Genomic DNA, 15,611 nt, shown 5'->3' with positions numbered 1-15,611 from the left:
CGGAGCGGTCAGGTCACGAGGGTCAGAGCTTCGCCCACGCCTCCGTCAGCACGGCCCGCAGGATGCCTTCGATCTCGTCGAACGTCGACTGGTCGGAGATCAGCGGCGGCGCGAGCTGGACGACCGGGTCGCCGCGGTCGTCGGCCCGGCAGTAGAGGCCGTTGTCGTACAGCGCCTTGGAGAGGAAGCCGTAGAGGACGCGCTCGGTCTCCTCGTCGGTGAACGTCTCCTTGGTGGCCTTGTCCTTCACCAGCTCGATGCCGTAGAAGAAGCCGTTGCCGCGGACGTCGCCGACGATCGGCAGGTCGTGCAGCTTCTGCAGCGTGGTGAGGAAGGCGTTCTCGTTGTCCAGGACGTGCTGCGTGAGGTTCTCACGCTCGAAGATGTCCAGGTTGGCGAGGCCGACCGCCGCGGAGACCGGGTGGCCGCCGAAGGTGTAGCCGTGCAGGAAGGTGTTGCCGCCCTGGTAGAACGGCTCGGCGACGCGGTCCGAGACGATGCAGGCACCGATCGGGGAGTAGCCGGAGGTCATGCCCTTCGCGCAGGTGATCATGTCCGGTACGTAGCCGAACTTGTCGCAGGCGAAGATCGTGCCGAGGCGGCCGAAGGCGCAGATGACCTCGTCGGAGACGAGCAGCACGTCGTACTTGTCGCAGATCTCGCGGACCCGCTGGAAGTAGCCGGGCGGCGGCGGGAAACAGCCGCCCGCGTTCTGCACGGGCTCCAGGAAGACGGCCGCGACGGTCTCGGGGCCCTCGAAGAGGATCTCCTGCTCGATCTGGTCGGCGGCCCAGCGGCCGAAGGCCACCGGGTCGTCGCCGAAGAGCGGGGCGCGGTAGATGTTGGTGTTCGGCACCTTGTGCGCGCCGGGGACCAGCGGCTCGAAGGGGGCCTTCAGGGCCGGGAGGCCGGTGATGGACAGGGCGCCCTGCGGGGTGCCGTGGTAGGCGACCGCACGCGAGATGACCTTGTACTTGGTCGGCTGGCCCTTGAGCTTGAAGTACTGCTTGGCCAGCTTCCAGGCGGTCTCGACGGCCTCGCCGCCACCGGTGGTGAAGAAGACCTTGTTGAGGTCGCCCGGGGCGTAGTCGGCGAGACGCTCGGCCAGCTCGACGGCCTTCGGGTGGGCGTAGGACCACACCGGGAAGAAGGCGAGCTCCTGGCCCTGCTTGTACGCCGTCTCGGCGAGCTCGTGACGACCGTGGCCGGCGTTGACCACGAACAGGCCGGAGAGACCGTCCAGGTAGCGCTTGCCCTTGTCGTCGAAGATGTACGTTCCCTCGCCACGCACGATGGTGGGAACAGGCGCGTTCTCGTAGTCCGACATGCGGGTGAAGTGCATCCACAGGTGGTCGTACGCGGTTCGGCTGAGGTCCTTGCTCACGGCTATCGGGTTCCCCACATATAGGTCTGCTTCTTGAGCTTGAGGTAAACAAAGCTCTCGGTGGAGCGCACGCCGGGAAGGGTCCGGATGCGTTTGTTGATCGTCTCCAGCAGGTGGTCGTCGTCCTCGCAGACGATCTCCACCATCAGGTCGAAGGAGCCCGCGGTCATCACCACGTACTCGCACTCGGCCATGGCCGACAGGGCTTCGGCCACCGGGTCGAGGTCGCCCTCGACATTGATGCCGACCATCGCCTGGCGCCGGAATCCCACGGTGAGCGGGTCCGTGACGGCGACGATCTGCATCACGCCCTGGTCGAGCAGCTTCTGAACGCGCTGGCGCACAGCCGCTTCGGAGAGGCCGACGGCCTTGCCGATCGCTGCGTACGGACGCCGCCCGTCCTCCTGGAGCTGCTCGATGATTGCGAGGGAGACGGCATCGACCGCTGGTGACGATCCGTTCCCGGTCCTGGAGTCTGCGCTGCGACTGGCCACACATCCACTCTGCACCGCACTCGTCTGTCTCGCAACCCCAGATCGATGAAATTCGTTGAGTGGGTGTGCAGAACCGACTGAATCCGAAGCTGGGGGTGGTTGCCTATGTCGAAAGCGTCACCGGAACGATTAGGGTGGGTGTCTCACCCATCGGACAGCCGACAGGAGGGGTGGTCATGACCACCGAGGTGCGCCGTCTGCGCAACTACATCAACGGGGAGTTCCGGGACGCCGCGGACGGGCGGACCATCGATGTGGTCAGCCCGGTGACGGAAGAGGTCTACGCGACCTCGCCGCTCTCCGGCCAGGCCGACGTCGATGCCGCCATGGAAGCCGCCGCGGCCGCCTTCCCGGCCTGGCGCGACACGACGCCCGCCGAGCGCCAGAAGGCCCTGCTGAAGATCGCGGACGCCTTCGAGGAGCGCGCGGAGGACCTGATCGCGGCCGAGTCGGAGAACACCGGCAAGCCGATCGGGCTCACCCGCAGCGAAGAGATCCCGCCGATGGTGGACCAGATCCGCTTCTTCGCCGGTGCCGCCCGCCTCCTGGAGGGCCGCTCGGCCGGCGAGTACATGGAGGGCCTGACCTCCATCGTGCGCCGCGAGCCCGTCGGCGTATGCGCGCAGGTCGCGCCGTGGAACTACCCGATGATGATGGCCGTCTGGAAGTTCGCCCCGGCGCTCGCCGCGGGCAACACCGTCGTGATCAAGCCGTCCGACACCACCCCGGCCTCCACCGTGCTGATGGCCGAGATCATGGGCCAGATCCTGCCCAAGGGCGTCTTCAACGTCCTGTGCGGCGACCGGGACACCGGCCGCGCGATGGTCGAGCACCCGACCCCGGCGATGGCCTCCATCACCGGTTCCGTCCGGGCCGGCATCCAGGTCGCCGAGTCCGCCGCCAAGGACGTCAAGCGGGTCCACCTGGAGCTCGGTGGCAAGGCGCCCGTCGTGGTCTTCGAGGACGCCGACATCGCCAAGACCGTCTCCGGCGTCTCGGAGGCGGGCTTCTTCAACGCGGGCCAGGACTGTACGGCCGCGACCCGCGTCCTGGTCCACGAGTCCATTCACGACGAGTTCACCGCCGCGCTCGCCAAGGCCGCCGCCGACACGAAGACCGGGCAGCCGGACGACGAGGACGTGGCGTACGGCCCGCTCAACAACGCCAACCAGCTCAAGCAGGTCAGCGGCTTCATCGAGCGGCTCCCCGCCCACGCCAAGGTCGAGGCGGGCGGCCACCGGGTCGGCGACAAGGGCTACTTCTACGCCCCGACCGTCGTCTCCGGCCTCAAGCAGGACGACGAGATCATCCAGAACGAGGTCTTCGGGCCCGTCATCACGGTCCAGTCGTTCAGCGACGAGAAGCAGGCCGTGGAGTACGCGAACGGCGTCGACTACGCGCTCGCCTCCTCGGTCTGGACGACCAACCACTCCCGCGCCATGCGCATGTCCAAGAACCTCGACTTCGGCTGCGTGTGGATCAACACCCACATCCCGCTCGTCGCCGAGATGCCGCACGGCGGATTCAAGAAGTCCGGCTACGGCAAGGACCTCTCCGCATACGGCTTCGAGGACTACACGCGCATCAAGCACGTCATGACGTCCATCGAGGACTGACCGCCGCGCTGTTGAGGTGTACGGCCCCGGGCTCCGCGCCCGGGGCCGTACGCGTATCTGGACAACGTGTGCGGGGCGGGACCCTCCCGCTGGACGCTTGGTCCATTGTCCGCGCGACCGCCGACGGGCATTCTGCGCGGGTGCGAGCGATCAGGAAGAACCCCATGTCCCGCCGTTCCCTGCTGCGCGCCCTCGGGGCGGGAGCGGCCGGCGCCACCCTGGCCAGCTGCGGGGTGCCCGCGGCCTTCGTCGAGCCGGGGGACCGGGCCGGACACGACAGCTCCGCCACCGACCACACCCTGCACTTCGCCAACTGGCCGCTCTACATCGACACCGACGACGACAACGAGTCGAAGCGGCCCACCCTGGACGCCTTCTCGAAGCGGACCGGGATCTCCGTCACGTACACCGAGGAGATCAACGACAACGACGAGTTCTTCGGGAAGATCAGCCCCGCGCTGATGAACCACCAGCAGACCGGCCGGGACCTGATCGTCATCAGCGACTGGATGGCGGCCCGCTTCGTCCGGCTCGGCTGGGTCCAGGAGATGGACCGGGCCAAGCAGCCCAACGTGGCCAAGTACCTCGATCCGCAGCTGCGTTCGCCCGCCTTCGACGAGGGGCGGCTCCACAGCGTCCCCTGGCAGTCCGGGATCACCGGCATCGCGTACAACCGGAAGCGGCTCGGCCGCGAGATCCGCTCCACCGGTGACCTGTGGGCGGACGACCTGCGCGGCCGGGTCACCTTGCTCTCCGGCCTCGACGAGTCGTTCGCGCTGCTGATGCAGGGCAACGGCGTCGACATCACCCGCTGGACGCCCGACGACTTCCACGAGATCTGCGAGCAGACGGAGCGCAGGGTCCGCTCCAAGCACATCCGCCGCTTCACCGGCAACGACTACATCAAGGACCTCGCCACCGGCGATGTGCTGGCCTGCCAGGCGTACTCCGGCGATGTCATCCAGCTCCAGGCCGACAACCCCGACATCGAGTTCGTCGTCCCCGAGGAGGGCGCCGAGCTGTGGGCCGAGTCGCTGATGATTCCCAACCTCGCCCGCCACAAGCGCAACGCCGAGCGGCTGATCGACCATTACTACGACCCCGAGATCGCCGCCGAACTCGCCACCTGGGTCAACTACGTCTGCCCGGTCCCCGCCGCCCGCGACGTCCTCGCCTCCTCGAAGGACGAGGAGACGGCCGCGCTCGCCGAGGATCCGCTGATCTTCCCCGACGACACGATGCGTCAACGGCTCGCCATCGCCCGCGACATCACCTCCGAGGAGCGGACGGACTTCGCCAAGAAATGGAACTCCATCGTCGGCTTGTGAAGCGCTGACAGGGGTGCCGTAAAGGGGCGGTAAACACGGGCGTACGCTGCGGATATGAGCGAGCGACACGCCCTCACGCGGCGTATACGCAGGTGGCTGGTCTTCTTCATCGTCTGCCTGGTGCTGAGCGGCATCACGGCCTTCCCGCTCGTCACCGAACTCCGCTGGGCCGAGGACCTCCTGGGCGCCTCAGCCTCCCCGGTCCCCGAGCACCTCCCGGGCCTGATGGAGTGGATCACCCGGGTCCGCGAAGGGCTCGACACCATCGAGCGGGACCAGCCCTTCATGCTGTACGGCACCGACTGGCTGGCCTTCGCCCACCTGGTCATCGCCGTCGCCTTCTACGGGCCCTACCGCGACCCGGTCCGCAACATCTGGGTCATCGAGTTCGGCATGATCGCCTGTGCCGGGATCATCCCGCTCGCCCTGATATGCGGCCCGATCCGCGACATCCCGTTCTGGTGGTCCGTGATCGACATGTCCTTCGGGGTCTTCGGTGTCATCCCGCTGCTGATCGTGCGGCGCATGATCAAGCGGCTGGAGGTGCTGGAGCAGGCACCGGCCGCCACGCCCGCTCCGGCAGCCTTCTGAGTCACGGCTTCCGCGCCACCACGCCGAACTGCGCCACCTCCGGCTCCCGTGGGTTCGTACGCCAGCGGGAGCAGGAGACGATCCCCGGCTCCAGCAGGTCCAGCCCGTCCAGGAACGATATGACCTCCTCCCGGCTGCGGGCGGTGATCGGCGGGGTGGCGTTCTCGTTCCAGAAGCGCATCGCCGCCTCGTTGCCCTCGCCGCCCAGCTCCAGCGTCGGGTGGGTCAGCACCAGGTGGCTCCCGGACGGGACGGCCGCCATCAGCGTGCGGACGATGGACCGCGCCTCGTCCGTGTCCAGCACGAAGTTGAGGATGCCGAGCATCATCACCGCCACGGGCCGCCCCAGGTCCAGGGTGGGCTCCGCCGCCTTCAGGATCCGCTCCGGGTGGTGCGCGTCCGCGTCGACGTACTCGGTGGCGCCCTCCAGCGAACCGCTGAGCAGGGCCCGCGCATGCGCCAGCACGATCGGGTCGTTGTCCACGTAGACGACCCGGGCGTGCGGGGCGGTGTGCTGGGCGATCTCGTGGGTGTTGTCGGCCGTCGGCAGACCGGTGCCGATGTCCAGGAACTGGTCGACACCCACGTCCCCGGCCAGATGCCGCACCACCCGGCCGAGGAACGCCCGGTCCGCGCGGGCCACTTCACCGATGCTCGGATACATCCCGGTCACCTGGTCACCCACCGCCCGGTCCACCGGGTAGTGGTCCTTGCCGCCCAGCCAGTAGTTCCAGACCCGGGCGTTGTGCGCGACGTCGGAACGTATCCGCGCGGGGGCTTCGGCCTGCGGTCGGCTCTCACTCACGTCTGCTGCTCCTCGGTACCCGTCCGGCGCTTCACGGCACCGACCATCATGCCGGACCGATCAAGAGCCCCTCGGTGCCGGGGGAGTTGGACCGCAGCTTGTGCAGGGCGTCGATCCGGTTGGTGGTGATCGAGTCGACGCCCCGCTCGATCAGCCGGCGCATCGTGCGCTTGGTGTCGGCCGTCCAGGCGGAGACGAGGAACCCGTCCCGGTGCGCCCGGTCGGCCAGTTCGCGGCTGACGAGCCCGAAGCGGTAGTTCAGCCAGCGCGGCTTCACCGCCTCCAGCAGGACCGGGCGCGGCGGGGCGAGCGTGTTCCAGGTCAGCGCGATCTCCGCCGCCGGGTCCACGGCGCGCACCCGCAGCATCGCGTCCGCGCCCGCGCAGTAGTACGCCCGCTCGCCCGCCCCGCACTCCAGGACCGTACCCACGACCTTCTTCACCGAGGCGTCCGTGGAGCCGGGCAGGTCCACCATCACCCGGTGCCCCTCGGTGGCGTCCAGCGCCTCGCGCAGGGTCGGCACCCCGCCGCCGGTCAGCTCCAGCACCTCCTGGTGGGTGAGCCGGTCGACGCGCCGGTCATGGCCCCACAGCCGCTCCAGCGTCTCGTCGTGGAGCAGGACGGGCACCCCGTCGCGGGTCACGCGTACGTCGATCTCGACCGCGTCCGCCCCCCGGTCGAGGGCGGAGCGGATCGAGGGCAGCGTGTTCTCGCGGGCCCGGTACGGGTCGCCGCGATGCGCGACGGCGGTGAGGCGGGAGGTGGTGTCGGCCATGGGGCCATTGTGACGACCGGGGTCGGCGGACGGGGCGCCGGAGGTGGTTTTCCGCGTACGTGTCCGGGTCAGCGGGACGGTTACGTGTCCGGGTCAGCGGGCGGGGCCCCGGAGCCAGTTCGCCGTGTACGTGTCGATCTCCTCGGCCAGCCGGCGCTTGCCGGCCGGGTCCAGGAACGAGGCCTCCACCGCGTTCTTCGCGAGGCCGGCGATGCCCTGCTCGTCCAGCTTCAACAGCCGGGCGGCGACCGCGTACTCGTTGTTGAGGTCGGTGCCGAACATGGGCGGGTCGTCGCTGTTGACGGTGACCAGGACGCCCGCCTGGACCATCTCCCGGATCGGGTGGAGCTCGATGTCGGTGACCGCGCGGGTGGCGATGTTCGACGTCGGGCAGACCTCCAGGGCGATGCGGTGCTCGGCGAGGTGCTCCAGCAGCTTCGGGTCCTGGACGGAGCTGGTGCCGTGGCCGATGCGCTCGGCGCGCAGGACGGTGAGCGCGTCCCAGATGGTCTGCGGTCCGGTGGTCTCCCCGGCGTGCGGCACCGAGTGGAGGCCCTCGGCGATGGCCCGGTCGAAGTAGGGCTTGAACTGCGGGCGCTCCACCCCGATCTCCGGTCCGCCGAGGCCGAAGGAGACGAGCCCGTCGGGCCGCCGCTCCACCGCGAGCCGGGCCGTCTCCTCGGCGGCCTGGAGCCCGGCCTCACCCGGGATGTCGAAGCACCAGCGCAGGATGACGCCCAGCTCGGCCTCGGCCGACTTGCGGGCGTCCTCGATGGCCTCCATGAAGGCCACCTCCGGGATGCCGCGCCGGGTCGAGCTGAACGGGGTCACGGTCAGCTCCGCGTACCGGATGTTCTGCCGGGCCATGTCCCGCGCCACCTCGAAGGTGAGCAGCCGGACGTCCTCGGGGGTGCGGATCAGGTCCACCACCGAGAGGTAGACCTCGATGAAGTGCGCGAAGTCGGTGAAGGTGAAGTAGTCGGCCAGCGCCTCCGGGTCCGTGGGGACCTTCGAGTCCGGGTGCCGGGCGGCCAGTTCGGCGACGATCCGGGGCGAGGCGGACCCGACATGGTGGACGTGGAGCTCGGCCTTGGGCAGCCCGGCGATGAAGGGGTGCGGATCGGTCATGTGTCTGTCTCCCACAGTTCGGCGTGTACATCGGCGGAGCCCCGGGGGTGGTCCGGCCGGCTGCACCGATCATCGTAGGCGGGGTGAGGCGGCACGGAACCGGGCCGTAGCATGACGGGACCACGATGGGGGAGGCCCATGTCAGACAACACAGAGCAGCCCGGGGGCGGGGCCGCGCCGCGCGATCCGTGGGCACCGCCGGACAGCAGGGTGGAGCTGGGCAAGCAGGACGCGGCACCGCCGCCGCCCGCCGTCCACGACCAGCAGACCGTGACGTCGATGCCGAGTGCGGGCCCGGCCCCGGAATCCACCGGACCGATACCGGCGGGCGGCGGCTTCGGCCCGCCGCCCTCGGCCGTACCGCCGCCGCCGGTCGGCCCCGGCCACCAGCCACCGCCGCCCCCGACCACCGGGCACTACGGTTACCCGGCCCCGCCGGCGCAGCCGTACGGCGGCTACCCGGGCTACGACGCCTACGGCGGCCAGCAGCCCTGGGGGCCGCAGCCCTCGAACGGCCTCGGCACGGCCGCGCTGGTGCTCGGCATCATCTCGGTGGTCGGCTTCTGCATGTACGGGGTGAACATCATCCTCGGCATCCTCGCGCTGATCTTCGGCATCATCGGCCTCGGCCGGGCCAAGCGCGGCGAGGCGACCAACCGGGGCATGGCGATCGCCGGGATCATCACGGGCTCGGTCGGCATCGTGATCGGTTCCGTGCTCCTCGGCTTCATCATCTGGGCCATCGCCAACGGTGACTCCAGCTTCGACGACACCTACGACGACGACCCGTTCGCCACGTCGCTGGTCATCGAGGGCCGGAGCTAGCCCCGGGGACGTACCGCATCCGCCGCCCGGTCCGGCAGGGAACCACTCCCCGCCGGACCGGGCGGCGCTGTCGTACCCGCCGGCTACGAGGCCCGCAGCCGCGCCCGCGCCTCCATCAGCGCGAACCCCAGCAGATTCAGCCCCCGCCACTCCTGCGGCCGCTCCACCCGCTCGTCGTCCGCCGCCAGCCCGATGCCCCAGATCCGGTCCAGCGGGGACGCCTCCACCAGCACCCGGTCACCCGTGCCCAGCAGATAGCCGGCCAGCTCAGGGCTCTGCCCGAACTTGTGCGTGGAGCCCTCCACGACCAGGGCGAACCGCTCCCGTATCCACAGGTCCTCGTCGAAGCCGCGCACCAGCCGCCCCGCCTTCTTCGCCGCCGCCGGGCTGCTCGCCGCAACGGCCGCCCGCTCCGCCTCCGTATCGCCGAAGAGGCGGGCCTTGCCGGCCATCATCCAGTGCTCCGCGCTCGCGTACGTGACCCCGTCCACCGTGAAGGGCGAGGGCCACCACTGGCTCAGGCAGCTCGGCCCCAGCCGGCCGTCCGGGCGCGGGCGGTGGCCCCAGAACGGCAGATACTTCACCCGCTTGCCCCGCGCCACGTCCGCCACAAGCTCATCGATCGGTCCCATGGCATGTGAGTGTGGCATCCGCCACTGACACTCCGTACGGGGATTTCCGCACCGACACGACACATGGTCGACAGATTCCGTCGCGTAACCAAAAGGCAACAACGGAATCACTTGTTGGGCCTGGACCCCTCTGTCAGGATCGGCACTCAATTCACGAAGAGGCTACGCCGACCCCGCTCAGCGGGTACAGCGGCGGAGGAGAGCGTCATGAGCAACGGCTTCCAGGTTCAGGACCGCTTCGCGGAAGGTGCGCAGTACATCGGCGGCAAGCTGCTCACGGGCACGTCCGGCCGCCACCACGACGTGGTGAACCCCGCGACCGGCGAGAGCGTCCTGCGGTACGAGCTGGCGGGCACCGACGACGTGGACGCGGCCGTCGCCGCAGCCAGGGCAGCCTTCCCCGGCTGGTCGGCCGCCACCCCCGGCGAGCGCTCCGAGGCCCTGCACCGGTTCGCCGCCGTCCTCGCCGAGCAGGCCGACGACTTCGCGTACGCCGAGTCCCTCCAGTGCGGCAAGCCCATCAAGCTCTCCACCGAGTTCGACGTGCCCGGCACCGTCGACAACGCCGCCTTCTTCGCGGGCGCCGCCCGCCACCTGGAGGGCAAGGCCGCCGCCGAGTACGACGGCGACCACACCTCGTACGTACGGCGCGAGGCGATCGGTGTCGTCGGCTCCATCGCCCCCTGGAACTATCCGCTCCAGATGGCCGCCTGGAAGGTCCTTCCGGCCGTCGCCGCGGGCAACACCATCGTCCTCAAGCCCGCCGAGCTGACCCCGCTGACCTCGCTGATGTTCGCCCAGGCCGCCACCGAGGCGGGCATCCCCGACGGCGTCATCAACATCGTCACCGGCGCGGGCAAGGAGGCGGGTGAACACCTCGTCGGCCACCCGGACGTCGTGATGACCTCCTTCACCGGCTCCACCGCCGTCGGCAAGCGGGTCGCGGAGATCGCCACCGCCACTGTCAAGCGGCTCCACCTGGAGCTCGGCGGCAAGGCCCCCTTCGTGGTCTTCGACGACGCCGACCTGGAGGCCGCCGTCCAGGGCGCGGTCGCCGGATCGCTCATCAACACCGGCCAGGACTGCACCGCCGCCACCCGCGCCTACGTCCAGCGTCCCCTCTACGACGCCTTCGTCCGCGACGTCGCCGCCCTCATGGAGACCGTCCGCCTCGGCGACCCCTTCGACGCGGCCACCGACCTCGGCCCCCTCATCAGCCACGCCCAGCGCGACCGCGTCGCCGCCTTCGTCGAGCGGGCCCGCGGCTACGCCCAGGTCGTCACCGGCGGCGAGGCCCCCGGCGGAGACCTCGCGGACGGCGCGTACTACCGGCCCACCCTCGTCGCGGGCGCCGCCCAGGACAGCGAGATCGTCCAGTCGGAGATCTTCGGCCCGGTCCTGGTGGTCCTCCCCTTCGACACCGACGACGAGGGCATCGCCCTCGCCAACGACACCCCGTACGGACTGGCCGCCTCCGCCTGGACCCGCGACCTGTACCGCGCGAACCGCGCCACCCGCGAGATCCAGGCGGGCTGTGTGTGGGTGAACGACCACATCCCGATCCTCTCCGAGATGCCGCACGGCGGATACAAGGCCAGCGGCTTCGGCAAGGACATGTCGGCGTACTCCTTCGAGGAGTACACGCAGGTCAAGCACGTCATGTACGACAACACCGCGGTCGCCCGGAAGGACTGGCACCGCACGATCTTCGGGGACCGATAGCAGCAGCCGCGCGACCGGGGCCTGTCCGCGACGACAGGCCCCAGCGGCCTCCCACCCGAAAGGGCAACAGCGTATGGAGAGTTACGAGCCCGAGCGCCTCTCGCCGGTCCAGCTGGCGGCCATGAAGCGTTCCCTGACCAGCGGCAGGGGAGCCCTCACCCGCCGCTCCCTGCTGCGCGCCTCCGGTATGGGCGCCCTCGCACTGGGCGGGATAGCCACCCTCGGCGCCTGCGGCATCCCGCCCGCCGGACGCGCCGAGGGAGCGGCCGCCGCCGACGACCACTCGGCCAAGGAGAAGGAACTCACCTTCTCCAACTGGACCGAGTACATGGACGTCAGCAACGACGAGAAGAGCCGGCCCACCCTGGAGGCGTTCACCAAGCGCACCGGGATCAGGGTCAAGTACACCGAGGACATCAACGACAACGTCGAGTTCTTCGGGAAGATCAAACCGCAGCTCGCCGCCGGCCAGAACACCGGACGCGACCTCATCTGCGTCACCGACTGGCTGGCCGCCCGCATCATCCGGCTCGGCTGGGCGCAGAAGCTCGACCCCTCGAACCTGCCCCACGCCTTCGCCAACGTCTCCGCCCAGTTCCGCACCCCTGACTGGGACCCCGGCCGCGCCTACTCCTACCCCTGGACCGGCATCCCCACGGTCATCGCGTACAACGCGAAGGCGACCGGCGGCCGGAAGGTCGACTCGGTCACCCAGCTCCTCGACGACCCGAAGCTCAAGGGCCGGGTCTCCTTCCTCTCCGAGATGCGCGACACCATCGGCATGACCCTCCTCGACCAGGGCAAGGACCCGGGGAAGTTCACCGACGCCGACTTCGACGGGGCGATCGGCCGGCTCCAGAAGGCCGTCGACAAGAAGCAGATCCGCCGCTTCACCGGCAACGACTACACCGCCGACCTCAGCAAGGGCGACATCGCCGCCTGCGTCGGCTGGGCCGGGGACATCATCCAGCTCCAGGCCGACAACCCGGACATCAAGTTCGCGATCCCGGCCGCCGGTTACATCACCTCCAGCGACAACCTCCTGGTCCCCGCGCAGGCCCGGCACAAGACCAACGCCGAGAAGCTCATCGACTACTACTACGAGCCGCCGGTCGCCGCCCAGCTCGCCGCGTACATCAACTACGTCTGCCCGGTCGACGGCGTACGCGACGAACTCGCCAAGATCGACGAGTCGATGGCCTCCAACACGCTGATCCTCCCCGACCGGGAGATGGCGGCGAAGTCCCGCTCCTTCCGCTCCCTGAGCACGGAGGAAGAGACGGCGTACGAAGAGAAGTTCGCCAAACTCATCGGCGCCTGACCAGGCACCTCACCGGTACGACGCCAGGTCACCCCCTTCCCCGAACTCCCCCGAACACACTGGGACCGCGACCCATGACACAGCAGCAGACCGCGGGCGGCGATGTCCGCCTCGTCGGGATCAGCAAGACCTACGGCTCCTTCACCGCCGTACAGCCGCTCGACCTGACCGTCCCCCAGGGCTCCTTCTTCGCCCTGCTCGGCGCCTCCGGCTGTGGCAAGACCACCACCCTGCGGATGATCGCGGGGCTGGAGGAGGCCACCACCGGCACGGTCTACCTCGGCGGCAAGGACATCACCGACCTGCCCCCGTACAAGCGGCCGGTCAACACCGTCTTCCAGAGCTATGCGCTCTTCCCGCACCTGGACATCACCGAGAACGTCGCCTTCGGGCTGCGCCGGCGCGGCATCAAGTCGGTGAAGAAGCAGGTCGACGACATGCTGGAGCTGGTCCAGCTCGGCGACTTCGCCCGCCGCAAACCGCACCAGCTCTCCGGTGGCCAGCAGCAGCGCGTCGCCGTCGCCCGCGCGCTCATCAACCACCCGCAGGTCCTGCTGCTGGACGAACCGCTCGGCGCCCTCGACCTCAAGCTGCGCCGCCAGATGCAGCTGGAGCTCAAGCGGATCCAGACCGAGGTCGGCATCACCTTCGTTCACGTCACCCACGACCAGGAGGAGGCCATGACCATGGCCGACACCGTCGCGGTGATGAACGGGGGCCGCGTCGAGCAGCTCGGCGCCCCCGCCGACCTCTACGAGAACCCGCGCACCACCTTCGTCGCCAACTTCCTCGGCACCTCCAACCTCATCGCGGGCGAGATCGTGTCGACCGGCGAGGACCTGGTGGTCGCCGCGGGTGGCGGCAAGCTCACGCTGCCCCGCGAGCGATGTTCGGCGCCGACCACCAGCGGCGGCCGGCTCCTCCTCGGCATCCGGCCCGAGAAGATATCCCTGGCCCACGCGGACGACGCCGATGACATCGCCGCAGGCTGCAACCGCGTCACCGGCCGCATCACCGACTCCAGCTTCATCGGCGTCTCCACGCAGTACGTCGTCGAGAGCCCGGCCGGAACGGCCCTCCAGGTGTACGAGCAGAACATCGAGCGCGACTCCCGGCTCACCCCCGGCGCCGAGGTCGTCCTGCACTGGAACCCGGCCCACACCTTCGGCCTCGACGCCGCCCAGGACATCGACGCGGGCGCCACCAGCGTGGAGGACGCGGAGTGAGCCTCACCGAAGCGCCGCCCGCGCCCCCCGCCCAGCCCGAGGAGCCCCGGAAGCTCACGCTCCGCAAGCCCTCCACCCGTAAACGGCTCATCCCGTACTGGCTGCTGCTCCCCGGCATCCTGTGGCTGCTCGTCTTCTTCGCGCTGCCGCTGGTCTACCAGGCCTCCACCTCCGTACAGACCGGCTCCCTGGAGCAGGGCTTCGAGGTCACCTGGCACTTCCAGACGTACGTGGACGCGCTGCGCGACTACTACCCGCAGTTCATCCGGTCCCTGCTGTACGCGGGCACCGCCACGATCCTGTGCCTGCTGCTCGGCTACCCGCTCGCCTACCTCATCGCCTTCAAGGCGGGCCGCTGGCGCAACCTGGTGCTGGTGCTGGTCATCGCCCCGTTCTTCACCAGCTTCCTCATCCGTACGCTGGCCTGGAAGACGATCCTCGCCGACGGCGGCGCGGTCGTGGACGTGCTCAACACCCTGCACGTCCTGGACGTCACCAGCTGGCTCGGCTGGACCGAGTCCAACCGGGTCCTCGCCACCCCGATGGCCGTCGTCTGCGGTCTGACGTACAACTTCCTGCCGTTCATGATCCTGCCGCTCTACACCTCGCTGGAGCGGATCGACGGCCGGCTGCACGAGGCGGCGGGCGACCTCTACGCCACCCCCGCCACCACCTTCCGCAAGGTGACGTTCCCGCTCTCCATGCCCGGCGTCGTCTCCGGCACCCTGCTGACCTTCATCCCGGCCAGCGGCGACTACGTCAACGCCGAGCTGTTGGGCTCCACCGACACCAAGATGGTCGGCAGCGTCATCCAGAGCCAGTTCCTGCGGGTCCTGGACTATCCGACGGCCGCCGCGCTCTCGTTCATCCTCATGGCGATCGTCCTGCTGATGGTCACCTTCTACATCCGCCGCTCCGGGACGGAGGACCTGGTCTGATGCCCGTACTGCGCTGGATACGCCGGAACCTGATCGTCATCGCGGGTCTGCTGACCCTCGCGTACATGATCCTGCCGAACATCGTCGTGATGGTGTTCTCGTTCAACAAGCCCAACGGGCGCTTCAACTACGCGTGGCAGCGGTTCTCGCTGGACGCCTGGAAGGACCCCTGCGGCGTCGCCGACCTCTGCGGATCCCTTTCGCTCTCGCTCCAGATCGCGTTCTGGGCGACGCTCGGGGCCACCGCGCTCGGCACGGCGGTCGCCTTCGCGCTGGTGCGCTACCGCTTCCGGGCGCGCGGCGCGATCAGCTCGCTGATCTTCCTGCCGATGGCGATGCCCGAGGTCGTCATGGCCGCCTCCCTGCTCACGCTCTTCCTGAACATGGGCGCCCAGCTCGGCTTCTGGACCGTGCTGATCGCGCACCTCATGTTCTGCCTCAGCTTCGTGGTGACGGCCGTCAAGGCGCGCGTGATGTCGATGGATCCGAGACTGGAGGAAGCCGCCCGCGACCTTTACGCGGGCCCCGTGCAGACTTTCGTCCGGGTGACCCTTCCCATCGCCGCCCCGGGAATCGCGGCGGGAGCCCTGCTCGCCTTCGCGCTCTCGTTCGACGATTTCATCATCACGAATTTCAACGCGGGCTCCACCGTCACCTTCCCCATGTTCGTCTGGGGATCGGCGCAGCGCGGCACGCCCGTGCAGATCAACGTCATCGGCACCGCCATGTTCATCATTGCGGTAACGATGGTCCTCGTCGGCCAGCTCATCGCGAGCCGGCGGAAGAGCAACGCTCGAAACTGAAAGTCCCGAAGGAGTTGGAAACC

Annotated in this window: 15 protein-coding genes; 9 read left to right on the top strand and 6 right to left on the bottom strand. The window is 69.2% G+C overall.

The window, feature by feature from the left end; translation table 11 throughout:
- Positions 1-22: 22 nt before the first annotated feature.
- Both IF17_RS0124070 and IF17_RS0124065 read right to left on the bottom strand, forming a co-directional pair.
- Positions 23-1,402 (bottom strand): aspartate aminotransferase family protein, encoded by a 1,380-nt coding sequence (locus IF17_RS0124070; protein WP_032772523.1) that lies wholly within the window; start codon positions 1,400-1,402, stop codon positions 23-25.
- Positions 1,387-1,878, bottom strand: coding sequence for an Lrp/AsnC family transcriptional regulator (locus IF17_RS0124065; protein WP_030569493.1), 492 nt, complete (start codon positions 1,876-1,878; stop codon positions 1,387-1,389). The genes IF17_RS0124070 and IF17_RS0124065 overlap by 16 nt, the downstream gene beginning before the upstream one ends.
- Before the next feature lie 176 nt (positions 1,879-2,054).
- Here IF17_RS0124065 and IF17_RS0124060 point away from each other — a divergent pair, with 176 nt between their 5' ends.
- From IF17_RS0124060 to IF17_RS0124050, 3 genes are all read left to right on the top strand, one after another.
- Positions 2,055-3,494 (top strand): gamma-aminobutyraldehyde dehydrogenase, encoded by a 1,440-nt coding sequence (locus IF17_RS0124060; protein WP_030569491.1) that lies wholly within the window; start codon positions 2,055-2,057, stop codon positions 3,492-3,494.
- 164 nt (positions 3,495-3,658) lie between these two features.
- Positions 3,659-4,822, top strand: coding sequence for a polyamine ABC transporter substrate-binding protein (locus tag IF17_RS0124055; protein WP_030569488.1), 1,164 nt, complete (start codon positions 3,659-3,661; stop codon positions 4,820-4,822).
- 54 nt (positions 4,823-4,876) lie between these two features.
- Entirely contained in the window at positions 4,877-5,413 is a 537-nt protein-coding gene (locus IF17_RS0124050; RefSeq protein WP_030569485.1) for a hypothetical protein, read from the top strand.
- Between the two features lies 1 nt (position 5,414).
- Here IF17_RS0124050 and IF17_RS0124045 read toward each other — a convergent pair whose 3' ends face one another.
- The 3 genes from IF17_RS0124045 to IF17_RS0124035 all read right to left on the bottom strand — a co-directional run bounded on the left by IF17_RS0124045 (position 5,415) and on the right by IF17_RS0124035 (position 8,121).
- Entirely contained in the window at positions 5,415-6,218 is an 804-nt protein-coding gene (locus IF17_RS0124045) for an SAM-dependent methyltransferase (RefSeq protein ID WP_030569481.1), read from the bottom strand.
- A gap of 46 nt (positions 6,219-6,264) precedes the next feature.
- Positions 6,265-6,993, bottom strand: a complete 729-nt coding sequence (locus tag IF17_RS0124040) for a glycerophosphodiester phosphodiesterase (RefSeq protein ID WP_030569478.1) — start codon at positions 6,991-6,993, stop codon at positions 6,265-6,267.
- Positions 6,994-7,086: 93 nt separating this feature from the next.
- Entirely contained in the window at positions 7,087-8,121 is a 1,035-nt protein-coding gene (locus IF17_RS0124035) for an adenosine deaminase (RefSeq protein WP_030569475.1), read from the bottom strand.
- A gap of 138 nt (positions 8,122-8,259) precedes the next feature.
- Here IF17_RS0124035 and IF17_RS0124030 point away from each other — a divergent pair, with 138 nt between their 5' ends.
- Positions 8,260-8,946, top strand: coding sequence for a DUF4190 domain-containing protein (locus tag IF17_RS0124030; protein ID WP_078616014.1), 687 nt, complete (start codon positions 8,260-8,262; stop codon positions 8,944-8,946).
- Between the two features lie 83 nt (positions 8,947-9,029).
- On the opposite strand, the gene IF17_RS0124025 is transcribed toward IF17_RS0124030, so the two are convergent.
- Positions 9,030-9,578 (bottom strand): riboflavin biosynthesis intermediates N-glycosidase, encoded by a 549-nt coding sequence (locus IF17_RS0124025; protein ID WP_030569468.1) that lies wholly within the window; start codon positions 9,576-9,578, stop codon positions 9,030-9,032.
- A 207-nt stretch (positions 9,579-9,785) separates the two neighbouring features.
- Between IF17_RS0124025 and IF17_RS0124020 the strand changes: the two genes are divergently transcribed.
- From IF17_RS0124020 to IF17_RS0124000, 5 genes are all read left to right on the top strand, one after another.
- A complete protein-coding gene (locus IF17_RS0124020; RefSeq protein ID WP_030569464.1) occupies positions 9,786-11,300 on the top strand; it encodes a gamma-aminobutyraldehyde dehydrogenase in 1,515 nt (504 codons plus the stop codon).
- Positions 11,301-11,373: 73 nt separating this feature from the next.
- Positions 11,374-12,621, top strand: coding sequence for an ABC transporter substrate-binding protein (locus IF17_RS0124015; RefSeq protein WP_030569461.1), 1,248 nt, complete (start codon positions 11,374-11,376; stop codon positions 12,619-12,621).
- A gap of 74 nt (positions 12,622-12,695) precedes the next feature.
- Positions 12,696-13,847 carry an ABC transporter ATP-binding protein gene (locus IF17_RS0124010; RefSeq protein ID WP_030569458.1) on the top strand — a complete coding sequence of 384 codons (1,152 nt, stop codon included), beginning with the start codon at positions 12,696-12,698 and terminating at the stop codon, positions 13,845-13,847.
- Entirely contained in the window at positions 13,844-14,785 is a 942-nt protein-coding gene (locus tag IF17_RS0124005; RefSeq protein WP_030569454.1) for an ABC transporter permease, read from the top strand. Before IF17_RS0124010 ends, IF17_RS0124005 begins: the two co-directional genes overlap by 4 nt.
- Positions 14,785-15,588, top strand: coding sequence for an ABC transporter permease (locus IF17_RS0124000; protein WP_030569451.1), 804 nt, complete (start codon positions 14,785-14,787; stop codon positions 15,586-15,588). Before IF17_RS0124005 ends, IF17_RS0124000 begins: the two co-directional genes overlap by 1 nt.
- Positions 15,589-15,611: the final 23 nt, after the last annotated feature.

Origin of the sequence: Streptomyces cyaneofuscatus, from assembly GCF_000718135.1 — a bacterium.
GTDB lineage: Bacteria > Actinomycetota > Actinomycetes > Streptomycetales > Streptomycetaceae > Streptomyces > Streptomyces cyaneofuscatus.
This window is presented reverse-complemented; position numbering and strand designations above follow the sequence as displayed.

Bases quoted from the DNA above. Each gene is read 5' to 3' on its own strand.
- IF17_RS0124060 (WP_030569491.1), top strand. From the start codon at position 2,055: ATGACCACCGAGGTGCGCCGTCTGCGCAACTACATCAACGGGGAGTTC.
- IF17_RS0124055 (WP_030569488.1), top strand. From the start codon at position 3,659: ATGTCCCGCCGTTCCCTGCTGCGCGCCCTCGGGGCGGGAGCGGCCGGC.
- IF17_RS0124050 (WP_030569485.1), top strand. From the start codon at position 4,877: ATGAGCGAGCGACACGCCCTCACGCGGCGTATACGCAGGTGGCTGGTC.
- IF17_RS0124040 (WP_030569478.1), bottom strand. From the start codon at position 6,993: ATGGCCGACACCACCTCCCGCCTCACCGCCGTCGCGCATCGCGGCGAC.
- IF17_RS0124035 (WP_030569475.1), bottom strand. From the start codon at position 8,121: ATGACCGATCCGCACCCCTTCATCGCCGGGCTGCCCAAGGCCGAGCTC.
- IF17_RS0124030 (WP_078616014.1), top strand. From the start codon at position 8,260: ATGTCAGACAACACAGAGCAGCCCGGGGGCGGGGCCGCGCCGCGCGAT.
- IF17_RS0124025 (WP_030569468.1), bottom strand. From the start codon at position 9,578: ATGGGACCGATCGATGAGCTTGTGGCGGACGTGGCGCGGGGCAAGCGG.
- IF17_RS0124020 (WP_030569464.1), top strand. From the start codon at position 9,786: ATGAGCAACGGCTTCCAGGTTCAGGACCGCTTCGCGGAAGGTGCGCAG.
- IF17_RS0124015 (WP_030569461.1), top strand. From the start codon at position 11,374: ATGGAGAGTTACGAGCCCGAGCGCCTCTCGCCGGTCCAGCTGGCGGCC.
- IF17_RS0124010 (WP_030569458.1), top strand. From the start codon at position 12,696: ATGACACAGCAGCAGACCGCGGGCGGCGATGTCCGCCTCGTCGGGATC.
- IF17_RS0124000 (WP_030569451.1), top strand. From the start codon at position 14,785: ATGCCCGTACTGCGCTGGATACGCCGGAACCTGATCGTCATCGCGGGT.